Annotated in this window: 17 protein-coding genes and 2 pseudogenes; 8 read left to right on the top strand and 11 right to left on the bottom strand. The window is 37.3% G+C overall.

Annotated elements, in window-relative coordinates; all coding sequences use genetic code 11:
• Positions 1–6 precede the first annotated feature (6 nt).
• Together ystJ and dnaE are read right to left on the bottom strand one after the other, a co-directional pair.
• On the bottom strand, positions 7–1,242 hold the full coding sequence (gene ystJ / locus QFZ72_RS08205; protein WP_307431738.1) for an NADP-dependent malic enzyme: 1,236 nt from the start codon (positions 1,240–1,242) through the stop codon (positions 7–9).
• A 124-nt stretch (positions 1,243–1,366) separates the two neighbouring features.
• A complete protein-coding gene (dnaE, locus tag QFZ72_RS08200) occupies positions 1,367–4,729 on the bottom strand; it encodes a DNA polymerase III subunit alpha (RefSeq protein ID WP_307431735.1) in 3,363 nt (1,120 codons plus the stop codon).
• Positions 4,730–4,949: 220 nt separating this feature from the next.
• Here dnaE and ytrH point away from each other — a divergent pair, with 220 nt between their 5' ends.
• The 3 genes from ytrH to QFZ72_RS08185 all read left to right on the top strand — a co-directional run bounded on the left by ytrH (position 4,950) and on the right by QFZ72_RS08185 (position 6,138).
• Positions 4,950–5,288: a sporulation membrane protein YtrH gene (gene ytrH, locus QFZ72_RS08195; protein ID WP_070877732.1), complete on the top strand. Its 339-nt coding sequence runs from the start codon at positions 4,950–4,952 to the stop codon at positions 5,286–5,288.
• Positions 5,285–5,788 (top strand): sporulation membrane protein YtrI, encoded by a 504-nt coding sequence (gene ytrI / locus QFZ72_RS08190; RefSeq protein WP_307431730.1) that lies wholly within the window; start codon positions 5,285–5,287, stop codon positions 5,786–5,788. Before ytrH ends, ytrI begins: the two co-directional genes overlap by 4 nt.
• Positions 5,789–5,955: 167 nt before the next feature.
• On the top strand, positions 5,956–6,138 hold the full coding sequence (locus QFZ72_RS08185; RefSeq protein ID WP_307431728.1) for a YtzJ family protein: 183 nt from the start codon (positions 5,956–5,958) through the stop codon (positions 6,136–6,138).
• Positions 6,139–6,143: 5 nt separating this feature from the next.
• On the opposite strand, the gene QFZ72_RS08180 is transcribed toward QFZ72_RS08185, so the two are convergent.
• Positions 6,144–7,079: a DHH family phosphoesterase gene (locus QFZ72_RS08180; protein ID WP_307431725.1), complete on the bottom strand. Its 936-nt coding sequence runs from the start codon at positions 7,077–7,079 to the stop codon at positions 6,144–6,146.
• A 147-nt stretch (positions 7,080–7,226) separates the two neighbouring features.
• Here QFZ72_RS08180 and QFZ72_RS08175 point away from each other — a divergent pair, with 147 nt between their 5' ends.
• The gene (locus QFZ72_RS08175) at positions 7,227–7,523 is read left to right on the top strand and encodes a YtpI family protein (RefSeq protein ID WP_223437180.1); all 297 of its coding nucleotides are present in this window, start codon (positions 7,227–7,229) and stop codon (positions 7,521–7,523) included.
• Between the two features lie 155 nt (positions 7,524–7,678).
• On the opposite strand, the gene QFZ72_RS08170 is transcribed toward QFZ72_RS08175, so the two are convergent.
• The 3 genes from QFZ72_RS08170 to QFZ72_RS08160 form a co-directional block, all read right to left on the bottom strand.
• Positions 7,679–8,998, bottom strand: coding sequence for a DRTGG domain-containing protein (locus tag QFZ72_RS08170; RefSeq protein WP_307431721.1), 1,320 nt, complete (start codon positions 8,996–8,998; stop codon positions 7,679–7,681).
• 70 nt (positions 8,999–9,068) lie between these two features.
• Positions 9,069–9,311, bottom strand: coding sequence for a hypothetical protein (locus QFZ72_RS08165; protein ID WP_307431718.1), 243 nt, complete (start codon positions 9,309–9,311; stop codon positions 9,069–9,071).
• A 128-nt stretch (positions 9,312–9,439) separates the two neighbouring features.
• Positions 9,440–10,120, bottom strand: coding sequence for a metal-dependent hydrolase (locus QFZ72_RS08160; RefSeq protein ID WP_307431715.1), 681 nt, complete (start codon positions 10,118–10,120; stop codon positions 9,440–9,442).
• 477 nt (positions 10,121–10,597) lie between these two features.
• On the opposite strand from QFZ72_RS08160, the gene QFZ72_RS08155 reads away from it, so the two are divergent.
• Together QFZ72_RS08155 and QFZ72_RS08150 are read left to right on the top strand one after the other, a co-directional pair.
• Entirely contained in the window at positions 10,598–11,173 is a 576-nt protein-coding gene (locus QFZ72_RS08155; protein ID WP_307431712.1) for a TetR/AcrR family transcriptional regulator, read from the top strand.
• Positions 11,174–11,235: 62 nt separating this feature from the next.
• Positions 11,236–12,456: an MFS transporter gene (locus QFZ72_RS08150; RefSeq protein WP_307431710.1), complete on the top strand. Its 1,221-nt coding sequence runs from the start codon at positions 11,236–11,238 to the stop codon at positions 12,454–12,456.
• 369 nt (positions 12,457–12,825) lie between these two features.
• On the opposite strand, the gene QFZ72_RS08145 is transcribed toward QFZ72_RS08150, so the two are convergent.
• From QFZ72_RS08145 to QFZ72_RS08135, 3 genes and pseudogenes are all read right to left on the bottom strand, one after another.
• The gene (locus tag QFZ72_RS08145) at positions 12,826–13,437 is read right to left on the bottom strand and encodes a class I SAM-dependent methyltransferase (RefSeq protein WP_307431707.1); all 612 of its coding nucleotides are present in this window, start codon (positions 13,435–13,437) and stop codon (positions 12,826–12,828) included.
• Positions 13,438–13,514: 77 nt separating this feature from the next.
• Positions 13,515–13,799, bottom strand: a pseudogene (locus QFZ72_RS08140) (DUF421 domain-containing protein); the annotation flags it as partial.
• A 342-nt stretch (positions 13,800–14,141) separates the two neighbouring features.
• Positions 14,142–14,747 (bottom strand): annotated as a pseudogene (locus QFZ72_RS08135) (DUF421 domain-containing protein).
• Positions 14,748–14,981: 234 nt separating this feature from the next.
• On the opposite strand from QFZ72_RS08135, the gene QFZ72_RS08130 reads away from it, so the two are divergent.
• Complete coding sequence (locus QFZ72_RS08130) at positions 14,982–15,125, top strand: hypothetical protein (RefSeq protein ID WP_213109894.1); 144 nt, start codon at positions 14,982–14,984, stop codon at positions 15,123–15,125.
• A gap of 337 nt (positions 15,126–15,462) precedes the next feature.
• On the opposite strand, the gene QFZ72_RS08125 is transcribed toward QFZ72_RS08130, so the two are convergent.
• The gene (locus QFZ72_RS08125; RefSeq protein WP_307431702.1) at positions 15,463–16,374 is read right to left on the bottom strand and encodes a LysR family transcriptional regulator; all 912 of its coding nucleotides are present in this window, start codon (positions 16,372–16,374) and stop codon (positions 15,463–15,465) included.
• A gap of 143 nt (positions 16,375–16,517) precedes the next feature.
• Between QFZ72_RS08125 and QFZ72_RS08120 the strand changes: the two genes are divergently transcribed.
• Positions 16,518–17,072 (top strand): flavodoxin family protein, encoded by a 555-nt coding sequence (locus QFZ72_RS08120; protein WP_307431700.1) that lies wholly within the window; start codon positions 16,518–16,520, stop codon positions 17,070–17,072.
• A 201-nt stretch (positions 17,073–17,273) separates the two neighbouring features.
• Here the strand turns inward: QFZ72_RS08120 and ltrA are convergent, their stop codons facing one another.
• Complete coding sequence (ltrA, locus tag QFZ72_RS08115; RefSeq protein WP_307431698.1) at positions 17,274–18,602, bottom strand: group II intron reverse transcriptase/maturase; 1,329 nt, start codon at positions 18,600–18,602, stop codon at positions 17,274–17,276.
• Positions 18,603–18,793 lie beyond the last annotated feature (191 nt).

The raw sequence follows: 18,793 nt of genomic DNA, 5'->3' as shown, positions 1-18,793 counted from the left end.
CACCACTCACTTTGTTTCGATGATCGCTAACTGTTTAGTCTTCTCAGCTATTTCATTTGGGTCAGCCTTTAATCTTGCCACACCAGTTTCCATCGCCGCTTTAGCTACTGCTGCAGCTACAGCAGGAGCAACACGTGCATCGAATGGAGCCGGAATGACATAGTCAGCGGATAATTCTTCTGCACTTATTAATGAAGCAATCGCTTCTACAGCGGCAATTTTCATTTGCTCGTTAATATGTGTAGCGCGCACATCAAGTGCACCTCGGAAAATTCCCGGGAATGCAAGAACATTGTTGACTTGGTTTGGGAAATCTGAACGGCCGGTGCCAATAACCATCGCTCCTGCTTCTTTTGCATCACTTGGCATGATTTCCGGTACTGGATTCGCCATCGCGAAAATGATTGGATCCTTTTTCATCGTAGCAATCATTTCTTTTGTTAACGCACCCTCAACTGAAACGCCAATAAATACGTCCGCATCTTTAATGACATCTGCCAATGAGCCTTCAGCACGGTCACGGTTCGTAAATTTCGCTACTTCCGCCTTCACGTTATTCATGCCAAATGAACGTCCTTCAAAGATCGCACCTTTTGAATCGCACATAATAATATCGCGCACGCCATAGCGGTATAGAAGCTTGATAATTGCTATTCCTGCTGCACCTGCTCCATTTGCAACCACTCTAATGTTAGACATTTGTTTTCCTGTAAGCTTAAGTGCATTCACAAGTCCTGCAACAGTAACAATAGCAGTTCCGTGCTGATCATCATGAAAAACAGGAATGTTTGTTTCTTTCTTCAATCTCTCTTCAATAACAAAACAATTTGGTGCTGCAATATCTTCAAGATTGATGCCTCCGAATGTAGGCTCAAGCAATTTGACCGTTTCTACAATTTTATCCACATCTGTCGTATTCAAACAAATCGGAAATGCATCAACTCCCGCAAAGCTTTTGAATAGTACCGCTTTGCCTTCCATTACAGGGAGTGCAGCCTCCGGCCCAATATTTCCAAGGCCAAGCACAGCAGTGCCATCTGATACTACTGCCACCATATTGCCTTTCATTGTATAATCGTACACTTTATTTTTGTCGTCATATATTGCCTTACAAGGTTCAGCGACCCCTGGAGAATAAGCTAAGCTTAAGTCTTTAGCATTTCTGACTGGTACTTTTGATTTTGATTCTAGCTTTCCTTTATGAATTAGATGCATATGTAATGCTTCTTCTCGCAATGACATCTTCTCACTCCTTAGGGTCATATTAGAGGTGGTCTGACCACTCTCAGCCAATAATAAATCATAACATATTTTTAGTTATTGTAAAGTCTTGTATTTTTTAACTTACCGTTTAAATGTGCCGAATCTAATCTTTCACGGCAATATTCTGATTGCCCAAAAGGTCTTTCAGCTCCGATAAACACCGGTCATTCGCATCCACAAAGTAGTCTCTTGGCAGCTGGACGGTTCTTTTGTCCTTCTCGTAATAAAGAAAAACAGGTGTGCTGCCGCGATGACGTTTGAGAGTATCTTGTACAGTCTGCAGTTTCCCTTCAGTCAGATGAGTCTCTTCGATTTTAAGGAATAGTGTTTTCGTTCTTTTCTCGAGATCCTGGGTGGTCTCTGCATCAGATATAATCAGCTGCATCCGGTCATTGCGATTCTCAATCTTCCCGCTGAGTACAGCGACTTTACCTTGAGAAAAGATATCACCCGCTTTAGTATAAACAGTCGGAAAAGCGACCGCTTCAAGTTCCCCGCTCTCATCACTTAATGCAAGAAAAGCCATAACCTCACCTTTTTTTGTCCGGATTGTGCGTATCGCTGTAATAAAAACCCCAACCTTTACCTTTTGATGAAGCAATTGCCGGGCATCACTGATTTTTACAATCCCATACCGATTAAATAAGAATGAGTGCGCTGATGCAGGATGACTTGAAAAGTAAAATCCCAGTGCTTCCTTCTCGAATTTAAGCATTTCTTCAATTTTGAACGGTTCAACTTCTATATATTTCGGCTTTATACTGAATTCTTCCTCTTCTAAAAATAAATCATATTGATTTTCATCATCGGAAGAAAAAAGGGCAGCATGCTCGATAGCTAAATCAAGACTTGCAAGGAGCGTAGATCTTTCCACCTCAAACTCATCCATTGCCCCGGAAAAGATAAGAGATTCCATCACTTTTCGGTTGACGATTTTCGTTGATACCCTCACACAAAAATCAAATAGATCGGCAAATTTCCTTTTCTTTCTTGCCTGATATATTTCTTTAACAGCATTTGTTCCTACATTTTTAATTGCATTCAGACTATACCGGATTCTTCCTTTTTCTACAATAAAAGGATATTCGCTCCTGTTAATAGATGGCGGCAAAACAGCCACACCGTGCTGCTTGGCCTCTCTAATATATTGAGCCACTTTTTCATCATTGCCGATCACACTTGTTAAAAGCGCCGCCATAAAATAAACAGGGTAATGGGCTTTCAAATAAGCAAGCTGAAACGAAATCATGCTGTAGGCAACTGCATGGCTCCTGTTAAATCCGTAGTTGGCAAATTTAACAATTAAATCATAAATACTGTTTGCAGAGGCTTCATCATAGCCGTTATCCATGCAGCCTGATACAAAATGCTCTCTTTCCTGATCAAGCATTTCTTTAATTTTTTTCCCTACTGCTCTTCTTAATAAATCAGCTTCACCCAAAGAAAACCCAGCCATTTTCGAAGCGATTTCCATGATCTGCTCCTGATACACGATGACGCCATTGGTTGTCTTTAAGATAGGCTCTAGAGCAGGGTGCGGGTATTCGATCTTTTCTCTGTGATGCTTCCGATTTATAAATAGAGGAATATTTTCCATTGGACCCGGGCGAAAAAGGGCATTTACGGCCACTATATCCTCAAGATCCGTTGGTTTCAGCCTTCTAAGAACGCTCCGCATTCCATCAGACTCCAGCTGAAAGACCCCAGTTGTATCTCCTTGTCCGAGCAGTTCAAATGTTTTTTCATCCTTATATGAAATTAGGGAGAAATCGATTTTCTTTTTCTCATTCCGTTCAATAAGATCTGTTATTTTTTCGATTAGCGTTAAGTTTCTCAAGCCAAGAAAATCCATTTTCAGCAATCCAAGGTCTTCAAGGTAATCCATCGAAAACTGAGTTAAATAAATCCCATTATGCCCTTCCTGAATGGGAATGATGTCCGTTAACGGCTCGCTGCTGAGCACTACCCCGGCAGCATGTGTGGATGTATGGCGCGGAAGCCCTTCTATCTTCATGGCCGTTTCATAAATTTTCTTATAAAGATCCGACTCCGAAAGAAGGTTTTGCAGATCTTTGGACTCTGAATAAGCCTGCTTTAAAGTTGTACCTGGTTTAGAAGGAATGAGCTTGGCCAGTACATCTGCTTCTTTTGCTGATGCTCCCATGACTCTTCCGACATCCCGAAGCGACGCTTTAGCTGCAAGCGTTCCGAATGTCACAATTTGAGCAACATGCATCGACCCGTATTTTTCTGCAACATAGGCAATCATTTCATCCCGTTTTGTATCTGGAAAATCAATATCTATATCGGGCATGTTGATTCGTTCCGGATTTAAAAACCGTTCAAATAAAAGATGGTGTTCTATCGGATCTACATCTGTAATCTTTAATACATACGCTACAAGGGATCCTGCAGCAGACCCCCTTCCAGGTCCCGTCAAAATGTGATGGTCGTTGGCATACTTCATAAAGTCCCAAACAATTAAGAAATAATCACTGAACTTCATTTGTTTAATAACATCCAGTTCATACTCAAGCCTTTTAAAATATGTATCTTTCGGTTCTGAAAAACGGTGTTTCAATCCTTCCAGGCAGAGTCTCTCCAGATATTCATCAGCTGATTGGCCGCCAGGTGCAGGGTATTTTGGAAGCTGTGTTTTTCCAAGCTCAAGAGATACATTACATTCATTTGCAATCTTCAGCGTATTCTCCAAGGCTTCAGGACAATCTTGAAAAAGTTCAGCCATTTCAGACGGTGATTTAAAGTAATACTGGTTCGAGGGCAATGCATAATCACTGTCATCTTCCATTTTCGAACCATTTTTAATAGACAGCAAACAATTATGTGCAAAGGCATCCTCTTTATCTATATAATGAACATCATTTGCTGCTACAAGCGGAAGGCCTGTCTGATTGCTTATTTGGAGCAGCTCTTCAGCCATTTTAAGATCATCTTGAAGGAAATGCTTTTGAACAGATAAATAAAAGTCTCCTTCATTAAAAAGGCTTCTATATATCTTTAAAATCTTGACTGCTTCTTCACTGTTTCCCTCTTGTATATACTTTTCAGCTAGCCCAGTTCTACCAGGGGTAAAAGCCATTAAACCGCCGCTGTAGGATTTCAGCCATCTGCTCTTAATTCCTTCAGGCGATTTTGTTTGAAGAACACTGCTGATTTTCAATAGATTCCGGTAGCCATCATTATTTTTCGCAAGCAATACCAGGGGATACCCTGTACTTTCACCGGACTCTTCTAAAATGACTGAAGCCGTCAGTCCGATAATCGGCTTTATGCCGTGTTTTTTGCATTGTTTATAAAAAGCAATCGCTCCATACATCGTGTGAAAATCTGTAATAGCGAGAGCCTTTAATTGAAATGATTCAGCTTTTTCAATTAACTTGTTAATTCTTGCTGAACTATTCAGCAGACTGTAGGCACTTTGAACTTGAAGGTGAACAAATGGCAATCTATGTTCCCATCCTTTCTGACAGCTGTAAATTGTATAAAATTTTGATCATCTATGTCTAGCTCCACCGCCTGACTCCTCGGGTCAGATCGGCTCCGCTTTTCTAACAATCTCATAGTAATATTATATTCCTGTTTGAAAAGTGACACAAATTGAAGCTTTCTCATCACATACTTCCCACTGTTTGTCCATATACATGTTAGTAAGGGGATGATGAAAAATGGAGGTTAAAGAAGCTTTTATACCAGCCTTTATTAATAGTTATTTTATAGCGCTCGGAGTAATCTTAGGCGGTTCAATCATCGGCGGCGTAGGAGCATACTTAGCCGGAGAGCCTCCTCTGTCAACGATTTACAGTCTTGCAAACAGATTGAAAATTTGGGCGCTTGTCGCTGCTATCGGCGGTACGTTTGATACGTTTTACAGCTTTGAAAGAGGATTTTTTGAAGGTGAAACACGGGATGTCATCAAACAGATTCTGCTTATTATCTCAGCAATGGGCGGGGCACAGACAGGCTGGCTTCTTATTTCATGGCTGACTCAGGAGCAGCCGCAATGAGAATACCGCCTTTATACAAAAGACCTTCCTGGCAGCGACTTTTCGCAGGAATGGTTCTCGGCGCCGTCGTCAGCTGGTGTATCTTTCTCTACATTTACGGTGAATGGCAGGAAGAGCTTATTACCAAGATTGAAGATCAGGCATATACAATTGAGGAATTAAAAAAAACAAATATAAGCTATAAAGAAGAAATTGAGACTCTCAATAAAATCAATCAGGAAAAACTGAGGGTCCAAAACATCCATGTGACACTGATCAATGGGGAAAGGTATCAATTCACGTCACTTATGACCTATATGATCCAAGATCATGTAAAAGAGGATATTTCTGACGTCATTGCAAAGGATTTGGAAAGTGTATATAAAAGCCGGAAGCTGATGAAAAAAGCCATTGAAAATAAGGTATATAAAATTGATGACAAGCAATACAAGGTAGAAATCGAGGAAATGTTCATATACACCACCCTTTTCATCGAGCTTAAAGTATCATTCGCAAAGTAGAAACCGGGACTTAAGAACCGAACAGATGGATCCTCTATAAACATATCTAAATAAATTGAATTATTTTTTGAAATTTCAATTAATTAAATCGCACTCCCTCGCGTCTTTGGGGTAAAATGGTAATAGCATCAGACATGATCACCCACTATAAAGAAGGAGGGAATGTGATGTATGTATTAAATCACAAAAAGATGGCCCGCGAAAAAGCAAAACGGCTGAAAGAAGGTTTCTCCGCTTATGCAGAGTCTGCGGAGCTCGCTTCATTAATTAAAAAAGAACTGCTTGCACAAGGACTGACCTTCCATGAAGATTCAACAGAATTTGGATATTGGTTTATTCCTGTAAAATAAAGCGATTAACCCTGACACACCTTTTCGAGATCTGCTAGAACCTGCTCTGCTTCTTCCCAATTATAGATCGATGCCCCAGAAGCAAGCGGGTGACCTCCGCCGCGATATTTCTTTGCCAATTCATTGATAATCGGTCCTTTAGATCTTAAGCGCACTCTAATTTGATCAGTTTCCTCTACAAAGAAGACCCATGCCCGAAGACCTTCAATATTGCCAAGCATTCCAACCAATTGAGAAGCCTCAGAAGCACTTACTTCAAATTTTTCAAGGATTTCTTTTGTCAGGATCATCGATGCAGCACCCGAAGATGACAGTTTAAAATTTTGCAGAACGTATCCGCTCAGCTTTGCTGCATTCACCTTTGTCTTATATAACTCATCATAAATTTCTGTGAAAGCAAAGTTATACTCAACTAGCTCACTTGCGTATCTCAGCGTTTTTTTCGTCGTGCTCGGAAAAAGAAAACGGCCTGTATCTCCCACTATGCCTGCATAAATAAGCTGAGCTGCTTTATCAGGCAAAACGAGTCCATCTTCTTTCTCTGAAAGGTAAAATTCATAAATCATTTCACTGACAGAACTTGCATTAGTATCAACCCATAAAAGATCTCCATACGGATCTTCATTAGGATGATGATCAATCTTAATTAATTTAGCGCCTGTATGGTAGCGCTGATCGCAAATACGTTCCTGATTGGCTGTATCACAGACAATCACTAAAGCGCCCTCAAAATCCTGGTCTGTTACGGTGTCCATTTTATACAAGAATTCAAGTGTCGGCTCCCCAAGTCCCGCAAGTAAAACTTTTTTATCAGGAAATGATGCTTTAATGATTTCAGCTAATCCGCACTGTGATCCGTATGCATCCGGATCAGGCCGCACATGCCGGTGAATAATGATCGATTGATATTCTTTTATGGCTGACAATATTTCACTTTTCATATGTAATCTCCTTTGCGTACCTGCTTATAGACTAATTAAATCATAAAAACCACCGTGCAGAAAAGCGAATCTTCTCTTTGGTTATGGCAATTCACTTCAAGAATGATTAAAATAGAGGATGTAAGTTTAATATGGAGGTTTTACTTAATGCCTGTATTCGTAATTCTGATTATCTTTGCATTTTCCTTTTATCTCTTCTATAAAGTGAAATTCTACAGAACAAAAAAACCTATGGAGAAGCAGTGGCTCTCTGCAAAATCAAGCATTGCACTTGGAATTTTCGTCTTTTTCTTTGGACTCAATCAATTATTTCTTTTTCATTCAACTGTATCATTAGTCGTTGGAATCATTTTTATGATCGTCGGACTCGCCAGCAGCTGGGCAGGATATAAAGCTTATAAACATTATTTGCCTTTTGCCGTTAAGGAATCCAAACAAGGCTGATTAGAAAGCGGAAGCGCCTTGGTCAGCGCAGGCATGGCGGATCTGTTCTGACCGAGGAGCTGAGAGCTGCCGCTTCATCCATACGCAAAATGTTATCCTTTCTTATTGCTTAAAAAAGAAAAAGGACGGCTCTCCGTCCTTTTTATATACCTGCATTAACTTCTCTCAATAAGCTGGACCATCATCATCGCTTTTCCGACAACAACGCCATTGCTGAACACTTCAACATCTATTTTTCCAAACTTGCGTCCGACTTCAAGGATTTTCGGATGAACCTCAAGTATACTATCCATCTGAACAGGCTTCATGAAATAAATAGTTATATTCTCAACAACAATTTCTCCTTTTTTTTGTGCACGCAAATAGCGGTTGGTCGCTTCTGTGACGACTGTTGTAAACACTCCATAAGAAATCGTGCCAAGATGATTAGTCATTTGGGGACTGACCTGGAAGCGATAAACATTTGCCTTTTTTGCATCCTCGGCAATCACCACAAATTGGTTTGTCACAATATCATCCAGTTTTTCGCCGATTTGAGGTTGTCTTTGAATCATCTGCAGCGCCTGAAGCACGTCCTGACGACTGATCATTCCTTCAAGACGATTGTTCTGATCGACAACCGGCAATACTTCGATGCCTTCCCAGACCATCATTTGTGCTGCAGATGCCACGGATGTTTTTCCAATAACGGTAATCGGGTTTTTCGTCATCACTTTTTCTACAAGGACATGGCGATCATAGCCCATCACATCTTTAGATGTAACCATTCCCTGTACTTTTAAATTATGATCGACAACAGGAAAACGGCCGTGGCCTGTTTTATAATTATGCTGATACCATTCCTCAATTGGATCGGTTGTATTCAGGCAAACGGTCTTATCCAGCGATGTTAAGATGTCCTCTACAAGAACAATTTCTTTTTTAATAAGCTGATCGTAAATGGCCCTGTTGATCATGGTTGCAACAGTAAAGGTGTCATAGCTCGTTGAAATAATCGGAAGCTCTGCATCATCGGCAATTTTTTTTACATGCTCGTCCGTGTCAAAGCCGCCTGTTATCAGCACGGCAGCACCCGCTTCAATTGCAAGCTGATGGGCATTCGTGCGGTTCCCTACAATCAGCAGGTTGCCGGCGCCTGTATAACGCATCATTGCTTCTAGTTTCATTGCGCCGATGACAAACTTATTCAGCGTTTTATGAAGTCCCGCACGACCTCCAAGTACTTGTCCATCAACAATATTTACAACCTCAGCATAAGTGAGTTTTTCGATGTTTTCTTTTTTCTTTTTTTCAATCCGTATTGTTCCAACCCGCTCTATCGTACTGACATACCCTTTGTTTTCTGCTTCTTTTATCGCACGATAGGCTGTACCCTCGCTCACACTCATATCTTTTGCAATCTGCCGGACCGAGATTTTTTCTCCAATCGGGAGGGAATCAATATGCTGCAGTATTTGTTCATGCTTCGTTGCCAAGCTTCTTCACCCTTTTTTCATCAGCCATTCTAATCTTCCAATTTCATTATAAGGGTGTGAACGCTTTATATCAACGAGCGGCTGCACGCTGCTTTGTTTTTGCCTGGTATTTACGCACAGCTGAATGTTTTGTTAAACGTTTTTTAGGAGTATAAATCAGTCCCGTCATATTGCCGCCTATCACAAATAAAGCAAATATCAGCCAAATAAGAGAAAATAAGCTTTCAAGTGAACTGCTGCTTGAAAAATCCAGACGGGGCAAAGCAAAATACACAACAGCTCCCGCAAGTAAGATATAAAGAATACGCATCATTGACCAACTCCTTTTTACAGCTTGTTTCATTTTATGCGCTGGTCCTCTCATTCATGCGAAAACACGGGGATATAAGAGAAGAAAAATAGACATAGAAAAAAGCGGAGGAATAACCCCCGCCTGCGTTTTTACAGTTTAATAGATTCTCCAGCTTCCATGACTTTTCCGGTTTTGCCTGAGAGCCTGCTGACAAATTCTTTTGGATCCTGTTCAATGACAGGAAACGTATTATAATGCATAGGAACTACGGTCTTTGCTTTAATCCACTTCGCTGCAATCACCGCATCCTCAGGACCCATTGTAAAATTATCCCCGATCGGCAAAAAGGCAAGATCTATATCTTCAAATTCGCCAAGAAGTTTCATGTCTGAATAGAGAGCTGTATCCCCTGCATGGTAAACCGTTTTCCCTTCTTTTTTAAAGAGAATTCCGGCTGGCATGCCTGTATAAATGATTTTTTGTTCCTCTTCCTCATAGCTTGAACCATGAAATGCCTGTGTTAATTTAACCGTTCCAAATTCAAATTTGTGCGATCCGCCAATGTGCATAGGATGAACATTTAAACCTTTCCATCCTAAATATGTAGCAAGTTCAAAAGGAGCAACAACCAGGGCATTGTTTTGTTTCGCAAGCTGAATGGTATCGCCGACGTGGTCATTATGACCATGCGACAGTAAAATAACATCAACTTTCAAATCTTCAACCTTCAAGTCTGTCTGGCCATTTCCATTTATAAATGGATCAATGACAATCGTATGTTTATCCGTTTGAATTTTTACAACTGAATGTCCATGGTATGAAACCTTCATTTTCTCACTCCTAATCCTTTGATAATTTTATCGTACTAGAAATGACCATTGATGTCACATTATAACCTCCCATAAAAATAGGAAAAGCGAACATCTTTTTATTATTAACTTGGAAAATCAGGTTTTTTCATTTTTCTTCTATATATATGTCAACTTAACATTTCTTCAAAATGATGAATTTCAAATTCGTAAAAATTCATACTCTTTCGGTGAAAATGTGGTCAATAATGTGGTCAAAACAAACCTCTTTCAAAACATTCAATAGCATTTGCATTATCTGAACAAGTACATTACTCAGACCAGAACATTAATCGCTGCATGATTATTCCAGAAATGCCCCCGATTGTTGAATATCATTTATGTTGTCTTATCGAAGAAAAGCGCCCTTTAACGGAAGACTTGATTTCAAGATAAGTTTTTCTGGACTCATCGTTCCGAAAACTTTATACTAAATTATATGAATGGGGGTGTTGTAAATTGGGTAGAAGTATTAGTTTTAACAAAGTACATGCTTTGGATAAAGCTATGTATTTATTCTGGGAAAAAGGTTATGACGCTACATATATCTCAGATCTTATTGAAACGATGGGAATAAGTCGATCTACTCTCTACGATAGTTTTGGAGATAAGGATGAACTATTTAAACTGGTTTTAGAACATTATAAAAACTATGGCTATCGAAAGAGAAATTTACTTTTTAGTGGTATAAACACTAAAGCATCACTTAAATCCTTTTTTTATCAACATATTGAAAAATGCTATTCAGATGACATTCCCAAAAGTTGTATTATAACTAATTCTTCTCTGCTTATTGGACATATTGATCCTTCTATAGAAGAAATACTTCTAAATGATTTTAATGAACTTGAAAAAGTATTTAAGCAAGTCATTGAAGAAGGAAAAAAGAAAGAAGAAATTTCACAAGAGGCTAACTCTGAATTAGTTGCATATTCTTTATTAAGTTTAAATCATAGCATTAATTTAATGTCCAGATATAAAAAAGAGAAAAATCTAGCCTATAATCTAGTGGATAAGACTATTGCAGACCTATAGTCTTTCTTTTTTAAGTATTTTGGAACGAACATACCAAAAAACAATAAGAATAAACAAAAGGGATGATAAAGTTGACTAAAAAGACAAATTTTCTAATATTTATTTTGGCAATTAGTTGTGGTTCACTTGCTGCTAATATTTATTATGCACAACCAATTGTACAATTCATTGCAAAAGATCTGAACATCTCTTCTGATTTATCTGGATTGCTCACTACCTTGACACAAATTGGGTATGGATTGGGCTTATTTTTTATCGTACCAATGGCTGACTTATTTAAAAGTAAGAAAATAATAGGAATTCTTATCGGGCTTACTATTATTTCATTAATTGGTACGCTAATTTCGACAAATGGAATTGTTTTTTTAATATTAACAACCATAATTGGCATTGGAGCCTGTGCGGCTCAAATGTTAGTTCCACTAACAATGAGGATTGTGCCCGTTGAAGAGACAGGTAAATATGTGGGTAAAGTGATGAGTGGTTTATTGATTGGGATTATGATTGCTCGCCCATTATCTATCGGAATAGCTGACTGGTTCGGCTGGAGAATGGTATTTCTTTTTTCATTAATAACGCTAGTTGCCGTATTACTGTTAATTATAAAATTTTTGCCCAACTATGAAGTAGTATCGACTAGTAACATGTTATATCCAAATTTAATAGCTTCTATGGTGAAGCTACTAATAAATACATCTCCTTTACAACAAAGAGCTTTTTATCACGCATGTTTATTTGCAACATTTAGTCTTTATTGGACAGTTATCCCAATTTTATTAAGGTCTAAGCCATTACATTTTTCAAATAATGAAATTGCATTAATTGGCTTTGTTGCAATAGCTGGAGCTTTATTAACTCCTACTATTGGTAAAATAGCAGATAAAGGTTATATTTTTACAATGACTAATGTATCAATGGCGCTCGTACTATTATCTATCGTACTATTATTTTTTGTTCAAGATCATTCACTATTTAGTGTAATTTTAATCCTTATCTCCGGAATTAGCATTGATATTGGTGTATCAGGAAATTTATTATTAGGTCAAAAAGTTATCTTTGGTTTGAGTCCCGAGATAAGAAACAGACTTAATGGATTATATATGACTATTTTCTTTTTGGGAGGAGCCTTTGGTTCATGGATTGGAAGTTATACTTACTATAAATTTAATAGTGAAGTAACTTTACTCATTGGAACAGCTTTGCCTTTAATCGCCTTATTAGTTCATTTAATAAAAAATAATACAATAAATTTATCAAAAACCAAAAGTAAATACATGTCCTAATTATTAATGTACTCCAAAAGTTAGAGTGAAAATCTAATTTTTGGGGTAGCATTAGCATTATCTTCTACATCAGAAGCAAATTAATCACTATTATTGCTTATCTTTATTCGTTTTGGCCTATGCCAAAAATAAGATTATAACCAAAACACCTCATATATTTCTCCAATGCCTTAGTGCATAATCCTATTCTTCAATTATTCTGTAAGATAGTTTAAGTACAATTCTTCACAATCTCATTTATATTCAGTTTTCTTTAAAGATGTTGTTCAATTATATGGCCCGATTGTTGATCAAACTCTTGAAACCACTCTTCAACTATCCTGCCCGTTTGTTGAATAAGAGCTGTGTATGTCCAAATCTACCCACCAGTTATTTTTTGGGTTTCGCCCAAACCAGATGGAAAACATCGAACCAATGATGTTCTACTTTCTGTATTTCAATAGCAGAAAGGCTAATCAGTTCCATGATGTTTCGGTTTTGATGGCACCCAATCATTCTCACAAACATAGGATCTAATATCTTCTGTAACTTTGAGAATAAAAAATTGGAGCTGATCCCATGCTCCAATAACAATATTTGTCCCCTTGGTTTACACCATTTACTTAGGTTCTCTAACGTTTGTAAAGGTTGAGGATAACCACAAAAAGAAAGCGTCGAAACAATGGTATCGAACTGATTCTCTTCAAACTCCAATTGATCAATGTCACTTTCAATAATTTCAACTGGAAGATGATACTGAAGAGCTGCAACCCTTGCTTTCTCCAGCATTTTAGGACTAAAATCCACCGCTGTAATTTTCCCAATCTTCTCTGGGTTATAATACGGAAAGTTTCCTCCAGCTCCGACTGCTACTTCAAGAACGGATCCTTTGGCCTCTTTAATTAATTTTTCTCTCCATTTCCTTTGGATTTCTTTTTCTCTTATTCGATCGTAAGTATTGGCTTGTTTATCAAACTTTTTTATCAGCTTATTATTGTTCATGCTTCCTCCTTCCTTCTTAAACAATTAAATTTACAGTTTAAAACGCAAGAATACTGCCCTTTAATGGAATAACTACGTGCAGAGGGTTTACCTTCAACGACTCCCCTGAATGTAAGGAATTTTTGACTTAGATATTCAACTAAAAAAAGTAATCCTCCCCAAATGGTCATCGAATAAACAATATAAAATACTCCTATTTTATGATCGTATAAAGCATTTCCTAATAGTTCTCCCAATACAATAGCTGCGATAAAAGTAAAAGGAGATATTTGATTAATGATTTTTTTCCCTACAAACTTAACGATTATAAATAGAAAAAAAAATCCAACTATAAGTTCAATTGTTAAGTACATAAATTTCATTTAGTTGTAAACCCCATTCATCTTTTGAGAACTTTAAAGTCTATTCTCAACTACTTTTTACTGTTTCAAGAAGAGAACTCATTGAAATATTATCCCCACTTATTTTGAAAATATAAAATGACTGCACAGCGTTGTAACAGGAGTTAAGTAAGTAAAACGAATATTTATTAGGGGAATTGGATGTAAGTCCCTTCATCTTCCATTAAATAAACAATATGATTAATACAGATATTGCCGAAACATACTTACCATTTTACATTACCTACTCTTAAACTATCCTGCTTCGTAGCTCAATAAGAAAAGCCGCCAAAAATGGCAGCTCAGTTTAAGAACAAAAATACTTTAATTTAAATAGTCTGGATGGTCTTGTTGTCTTAAATTATTAATTTCTTCAAAAATATTCTCCTTTTTTGGAGATGAGTTTTGATTTCTGTTTTGGTCAACACTTTGCGTTCGAAAATAAGATTCTAAAAGTTTCTTGAACTCTCCGACAGTTAAGGGTTTTGCATTATCCTTCAATTCATAACCAAGCAGTCCATTAGGTTCAATGGTTGCAGTTTTTACATCCTCTATTTTAGATATTCCCTGATTACGCATCCTCATTTCCAATTGGTCAACTGTTAGACGTAACTTTTTTAGGTTCTGCGTATTCAAAGTACCATTCTCGATAACTATTTTTGATTTACCCGTAATGACCTTTCAAAAATGTTAAATTTGAGTTCTAAATATTCCAGAATGATGATAGAAACCACAAAGATTGCTGCACCCAACAATAGCTTTGATTACACTTTTTTCTACAATAGGTTGAACTATAATTGTTCCAATGGAAATCATAACGATTGTTTGAGCAAGGGTCATTTGAGATATGGATTTTCTTTCACCTACTCTTAACAAGAAAATACCAGCAATAATTAATACAAACTCTTTCCAAATAAAGGATAAATCCATCTAATTAGCCTCCTAAAAACAACTTACATGTAAATTTCCCAACTTGGCATTTTCTTATGTTCTTCTTCAACAATCCTGCCACTTTACTTCAATAAGCGAGGGAGCTACCATCACGACAAATCCTTCTATCGTTCAAGCACCGGTTTGTTAAAAGCGTTAAGAAATATTAATTTGCTTCAACCATTTTTATTTTCAAGGTAAAAGTTGGACATATTATCCGTAGGAGGTGATAAGGTGGCTGACAAAAAGAAAACTTCCAAACACATAGAAAGATACAGTAAATTAGATAGATACAAAAACGATCGACATAATGATAATGCTAGGGCAGCAGCGGCTCTTGAACCAGAAACCCCAAGAATTAATACAGATAATCTTTAACAGTAAGTTTATTATTCAAACATTTGAAATAGCATACCGAATAACAAACTAATACTACACCTATCAACGCTTGGATCTAAGCCCAAGCGTTATTAATTCTAATATGCTTTTATTTCACTCTGGCACCCATTAGTTTAAGTACAATTCTTCACAATCTCTATTTTCAGACCACGTACTATCATTGAAACCAAAATGGATTTACTGTCGCTGCCAGGACCCCTTCACACCAGTTTAAATAAGTGAAACAAACAAATACTTTTGTCTTACTGATGGGTAAAATTATTAATGTAAGTACCGAAACTTACGCCCCAAAAGGTAGTAAAAAAGGTTGCCGTTACTAAGAAAAACCCTTTTGGTTGAAGTAGTCATCGGATAAAAAAATCTTACGAGTTAAATTAATAAATGCCTCTAAAGGAGGAGTCATCCATTTATCTTTATGCCAAGCAATTTGAGTAAAAAGTGAAGATGTGGAATCCTTCCATGGTATTTCCTTCATTCTCCCCTCCTTAATATCTTTTTTCACTACCATCTCTGGTAATAGCGCTATTCCTAGTCCTGCTATTACACATTGTTTGATTGCCTCGATACTACTAAATTCTATTTTATCCAGTGGGTATACTCCTGCCGATTTAAGGGAGTCTTCAAACATCACTCTGTAAGAACATCCCATTTCTGTAAGCAAAAGAGTCTCATCCTTAAGGTCATCTATCGAGAGCACTGGTTTGGGGTGATTTGGTGCGATGACCATTTTGAACTCCTCTTTGATAAGTTGCTCCACTCTTAATGATCCCTCAGGCTTACTTATATCCATAATAAAGGCAACATCTACTAAACCCTCCATAAGATTATTTCTCGCCATTTCGTCAGAATGTGCAGGCTTAAAGATGAGTTTAACTTTGGGAAATGTAGCCTTGAATTCTTTAAGAATTGGAGGTAAACGATAGGTACACTGGCTCTCTTGGGCACCAATTATTAAGGTGCCAGTTGGTTCTTCTTCTCCGTTCACAGCCATGATCGCTTCTTCGTTTAGTCTTATCATCTTTTCAGCATATAGTTTAAACTTGTGTCCAGCCTCTGTTAAAATCAATCGTTTTCCTAGACGCTCAAATAAGGGTTTACCAATTTCATCTTCGAGAGCTTTAATTTGGACAGTTACACTTGATTGTGCAAAATTTAAAATTTTTGCAGTCTGGGTAAAGTTCAAATTTTCTGCGGCATTTTTAAAAGTTATCAATTGTTTAATATCCATATTTCCCGCCTCTTTATAATCGTTTTTTTCGATTGAATCAATCAAAATAATCATCTGTATCTATTTTTAAATTAAATATAAGATATAAGTAATAAGGAAACAACTAGAAAACCACTTAATATAGCTGAAAGGAGAAATGATGAATGAAAATAGCAGTCATATATGGGGGAACCCGTCCCAATGGCAATACGGAGATGCTGACAGAACACGTAATTCAAGGTATGGTTACAGAAAAGATTTACTTAAGAGATTATAATATCAAGCCAATTATAGACATGCGTCATTCAAAAGATGGCTTTCAGGACAGAAATGATGATTATAATTCCATAATCGAACGGATTCTTCCAAATGACATTCTAGTATTCTCTACTCCGATTTATTGGTATAGCATGTCAGGAACAATGAAAAACTTTATCGACCGATGGTCACAAACCTTAAGGGACCCAAAATATCCTGATTTCAAGAATGAAATGGCTTCTAAAAAAGCATTTGTTATTGCTGTTGGAGGAGACGATCCTCACATTAAAGGGCTGCCTATGATTCAGCAATTTAATTACATATTTGATTTTATAGGAATTGAATTTGCGGGATATATTCTTGGAAATGGAAACAAACCTGAAGAAGTAATTCAAGACAAAGATGCACTTTTCGCAGCTACTCAAATTCGAAATAAATTAACTGAAAACAAATGGAATTAAACAACAAAATGGGTTTGCATTGTAATTTGAATGCAGACCTAATTTTTTTGATTGCTCAAACTATAGTGTTAGGTGTTCTTTTATTCTTGTTCAACTAGTCGAGTAGAAGAGAACCTCTCTACCTTGCGGTAGATTGTATTTCTCCCCCCTCACAGAACCGTGCTTGCGCTATTAACGCACACGGCTCCTCCTAGTCATCATTTACAGAATGTAGCTAATCTCTTTTCTTAAATCGTATATATTCACTTTAATTCTTGGTGATGGTAGTGGATATTTATCAAGAAAGAGTCTGTACTTATCCCAAGTAAAGGATTTTCTTTGACTTCTTCTATTGAGCCACTTAAACAGTAAGTATTGGATTTTGTCTTTGAAGTTGTTAACATTTTGGGTATTATCTGTGATGCAGTAATAGTTGTAATAACCTGTTAGTGAGCGTTTGAATCTATCCATAATCATATGAATATCTTTATTTCTATTATTCTTTAACCATTCTTTAGATTCCTTGAGTTTGCCTTGAACTTTCTTCCTACTTGATTTCCGCTTTACTCGGAAGTTACCTTGTTTACTCTTCCCACAATAGTGTGTAAAGCCTAAGAAATCAAAGGTTGCTGGTTTACCCTCTCCCTTTTGATTTGCATTTTTCTCCGCAAACCTCCCGAAGGGAATAATTTTGGTTTTATCCTCAGCTATTTCTAGGTTAAACTTCTTTAATCTCATCTTTAAAGAATGGAAGAATTCCTGAGCTTCACTCTTATATTGAAAACAACAAACAAAATCATCTGCATATCTCACTATGTATGCTTGTCCTTTGCACTGTTTTCTAACCCTTTTCTCAAACCAAAGGTCGAGGACATAATGGAGGTATACATTAGCTAATACAGGTGATATTACTCCACCTTGCGGTGTACCATTATCTGTTTTGTGTTTTCTACCTTCCTCCATATATCCACCTTTAAGAAACCTACCAATTATACTTAGTAAGTTAGGGTCAGCAATTCGCAGTTTTAAGAACTCCATCATCCATATGTGGTCAACGTTGTCAAAGAATCCTTTAATATCTACATCTACTACATAGTTTACTGACCTCTTTTCAATGTAGTGGTTCAGTATTTTCAAAGCATCGTGGCAATTACGATTTGGACGGAATCCAAAAGAGCAGTCTAGAAAATCATTTTCATAGATGGTATTTAGTATCTTCGTAATGCCTTTCTGAACAATCTTATCTTCATGTTCCGGTATTCCCAATGGTCTTTTCTTGTTTGAGTTGAGCTTTGGAATATACATTCTCCTTACTGGAACAGGACGATAGCTTTTGCTTTTAAGCCTACATACTAAATCCTCTATGTTTTCTTCTAGATTTTCACTGTATTGCTCTTTAGTTGTACCGTTTACTCCAGTTGCCTTCTTATTAGGTAATTCAAGATGACATTGAACTAGTGATTGCTCATTTAGTAAATGTACAAGAGATGTAAATTTCATTTTAGGATCAGATTTTGCTAGTTCTGCTATCCTTATTAGTTTTGTTTCCATTTATTATCCCTACCTCTGTGTGTAGTAAATGTGTCCCTAGTAAGGGTGATAACTGGTAGCTAGCCTTTCCTCCATCGGCATTACCCAACTTCATCGGTACTACGCTGCTATCCGACTCCCTACATCGGCATTTGGTTTCCTTGCTTGTTATCGCTTGTACACCATACTCTTCTAAAAAAAAAGAAAAGACC

This window comes from Bacillus sp. V2I10, assembly GCF_030817055.1.
Classification (GTDB): domain Bacteria; phylum Bacillota; class Bacilli; order Bacillales; family Bacillaceae; genus Bacillus_P.
Note: the sequence above shows the minus strand (reverse complement) of the source record. Positions and strands in the feature narration are given on the sequence as shown.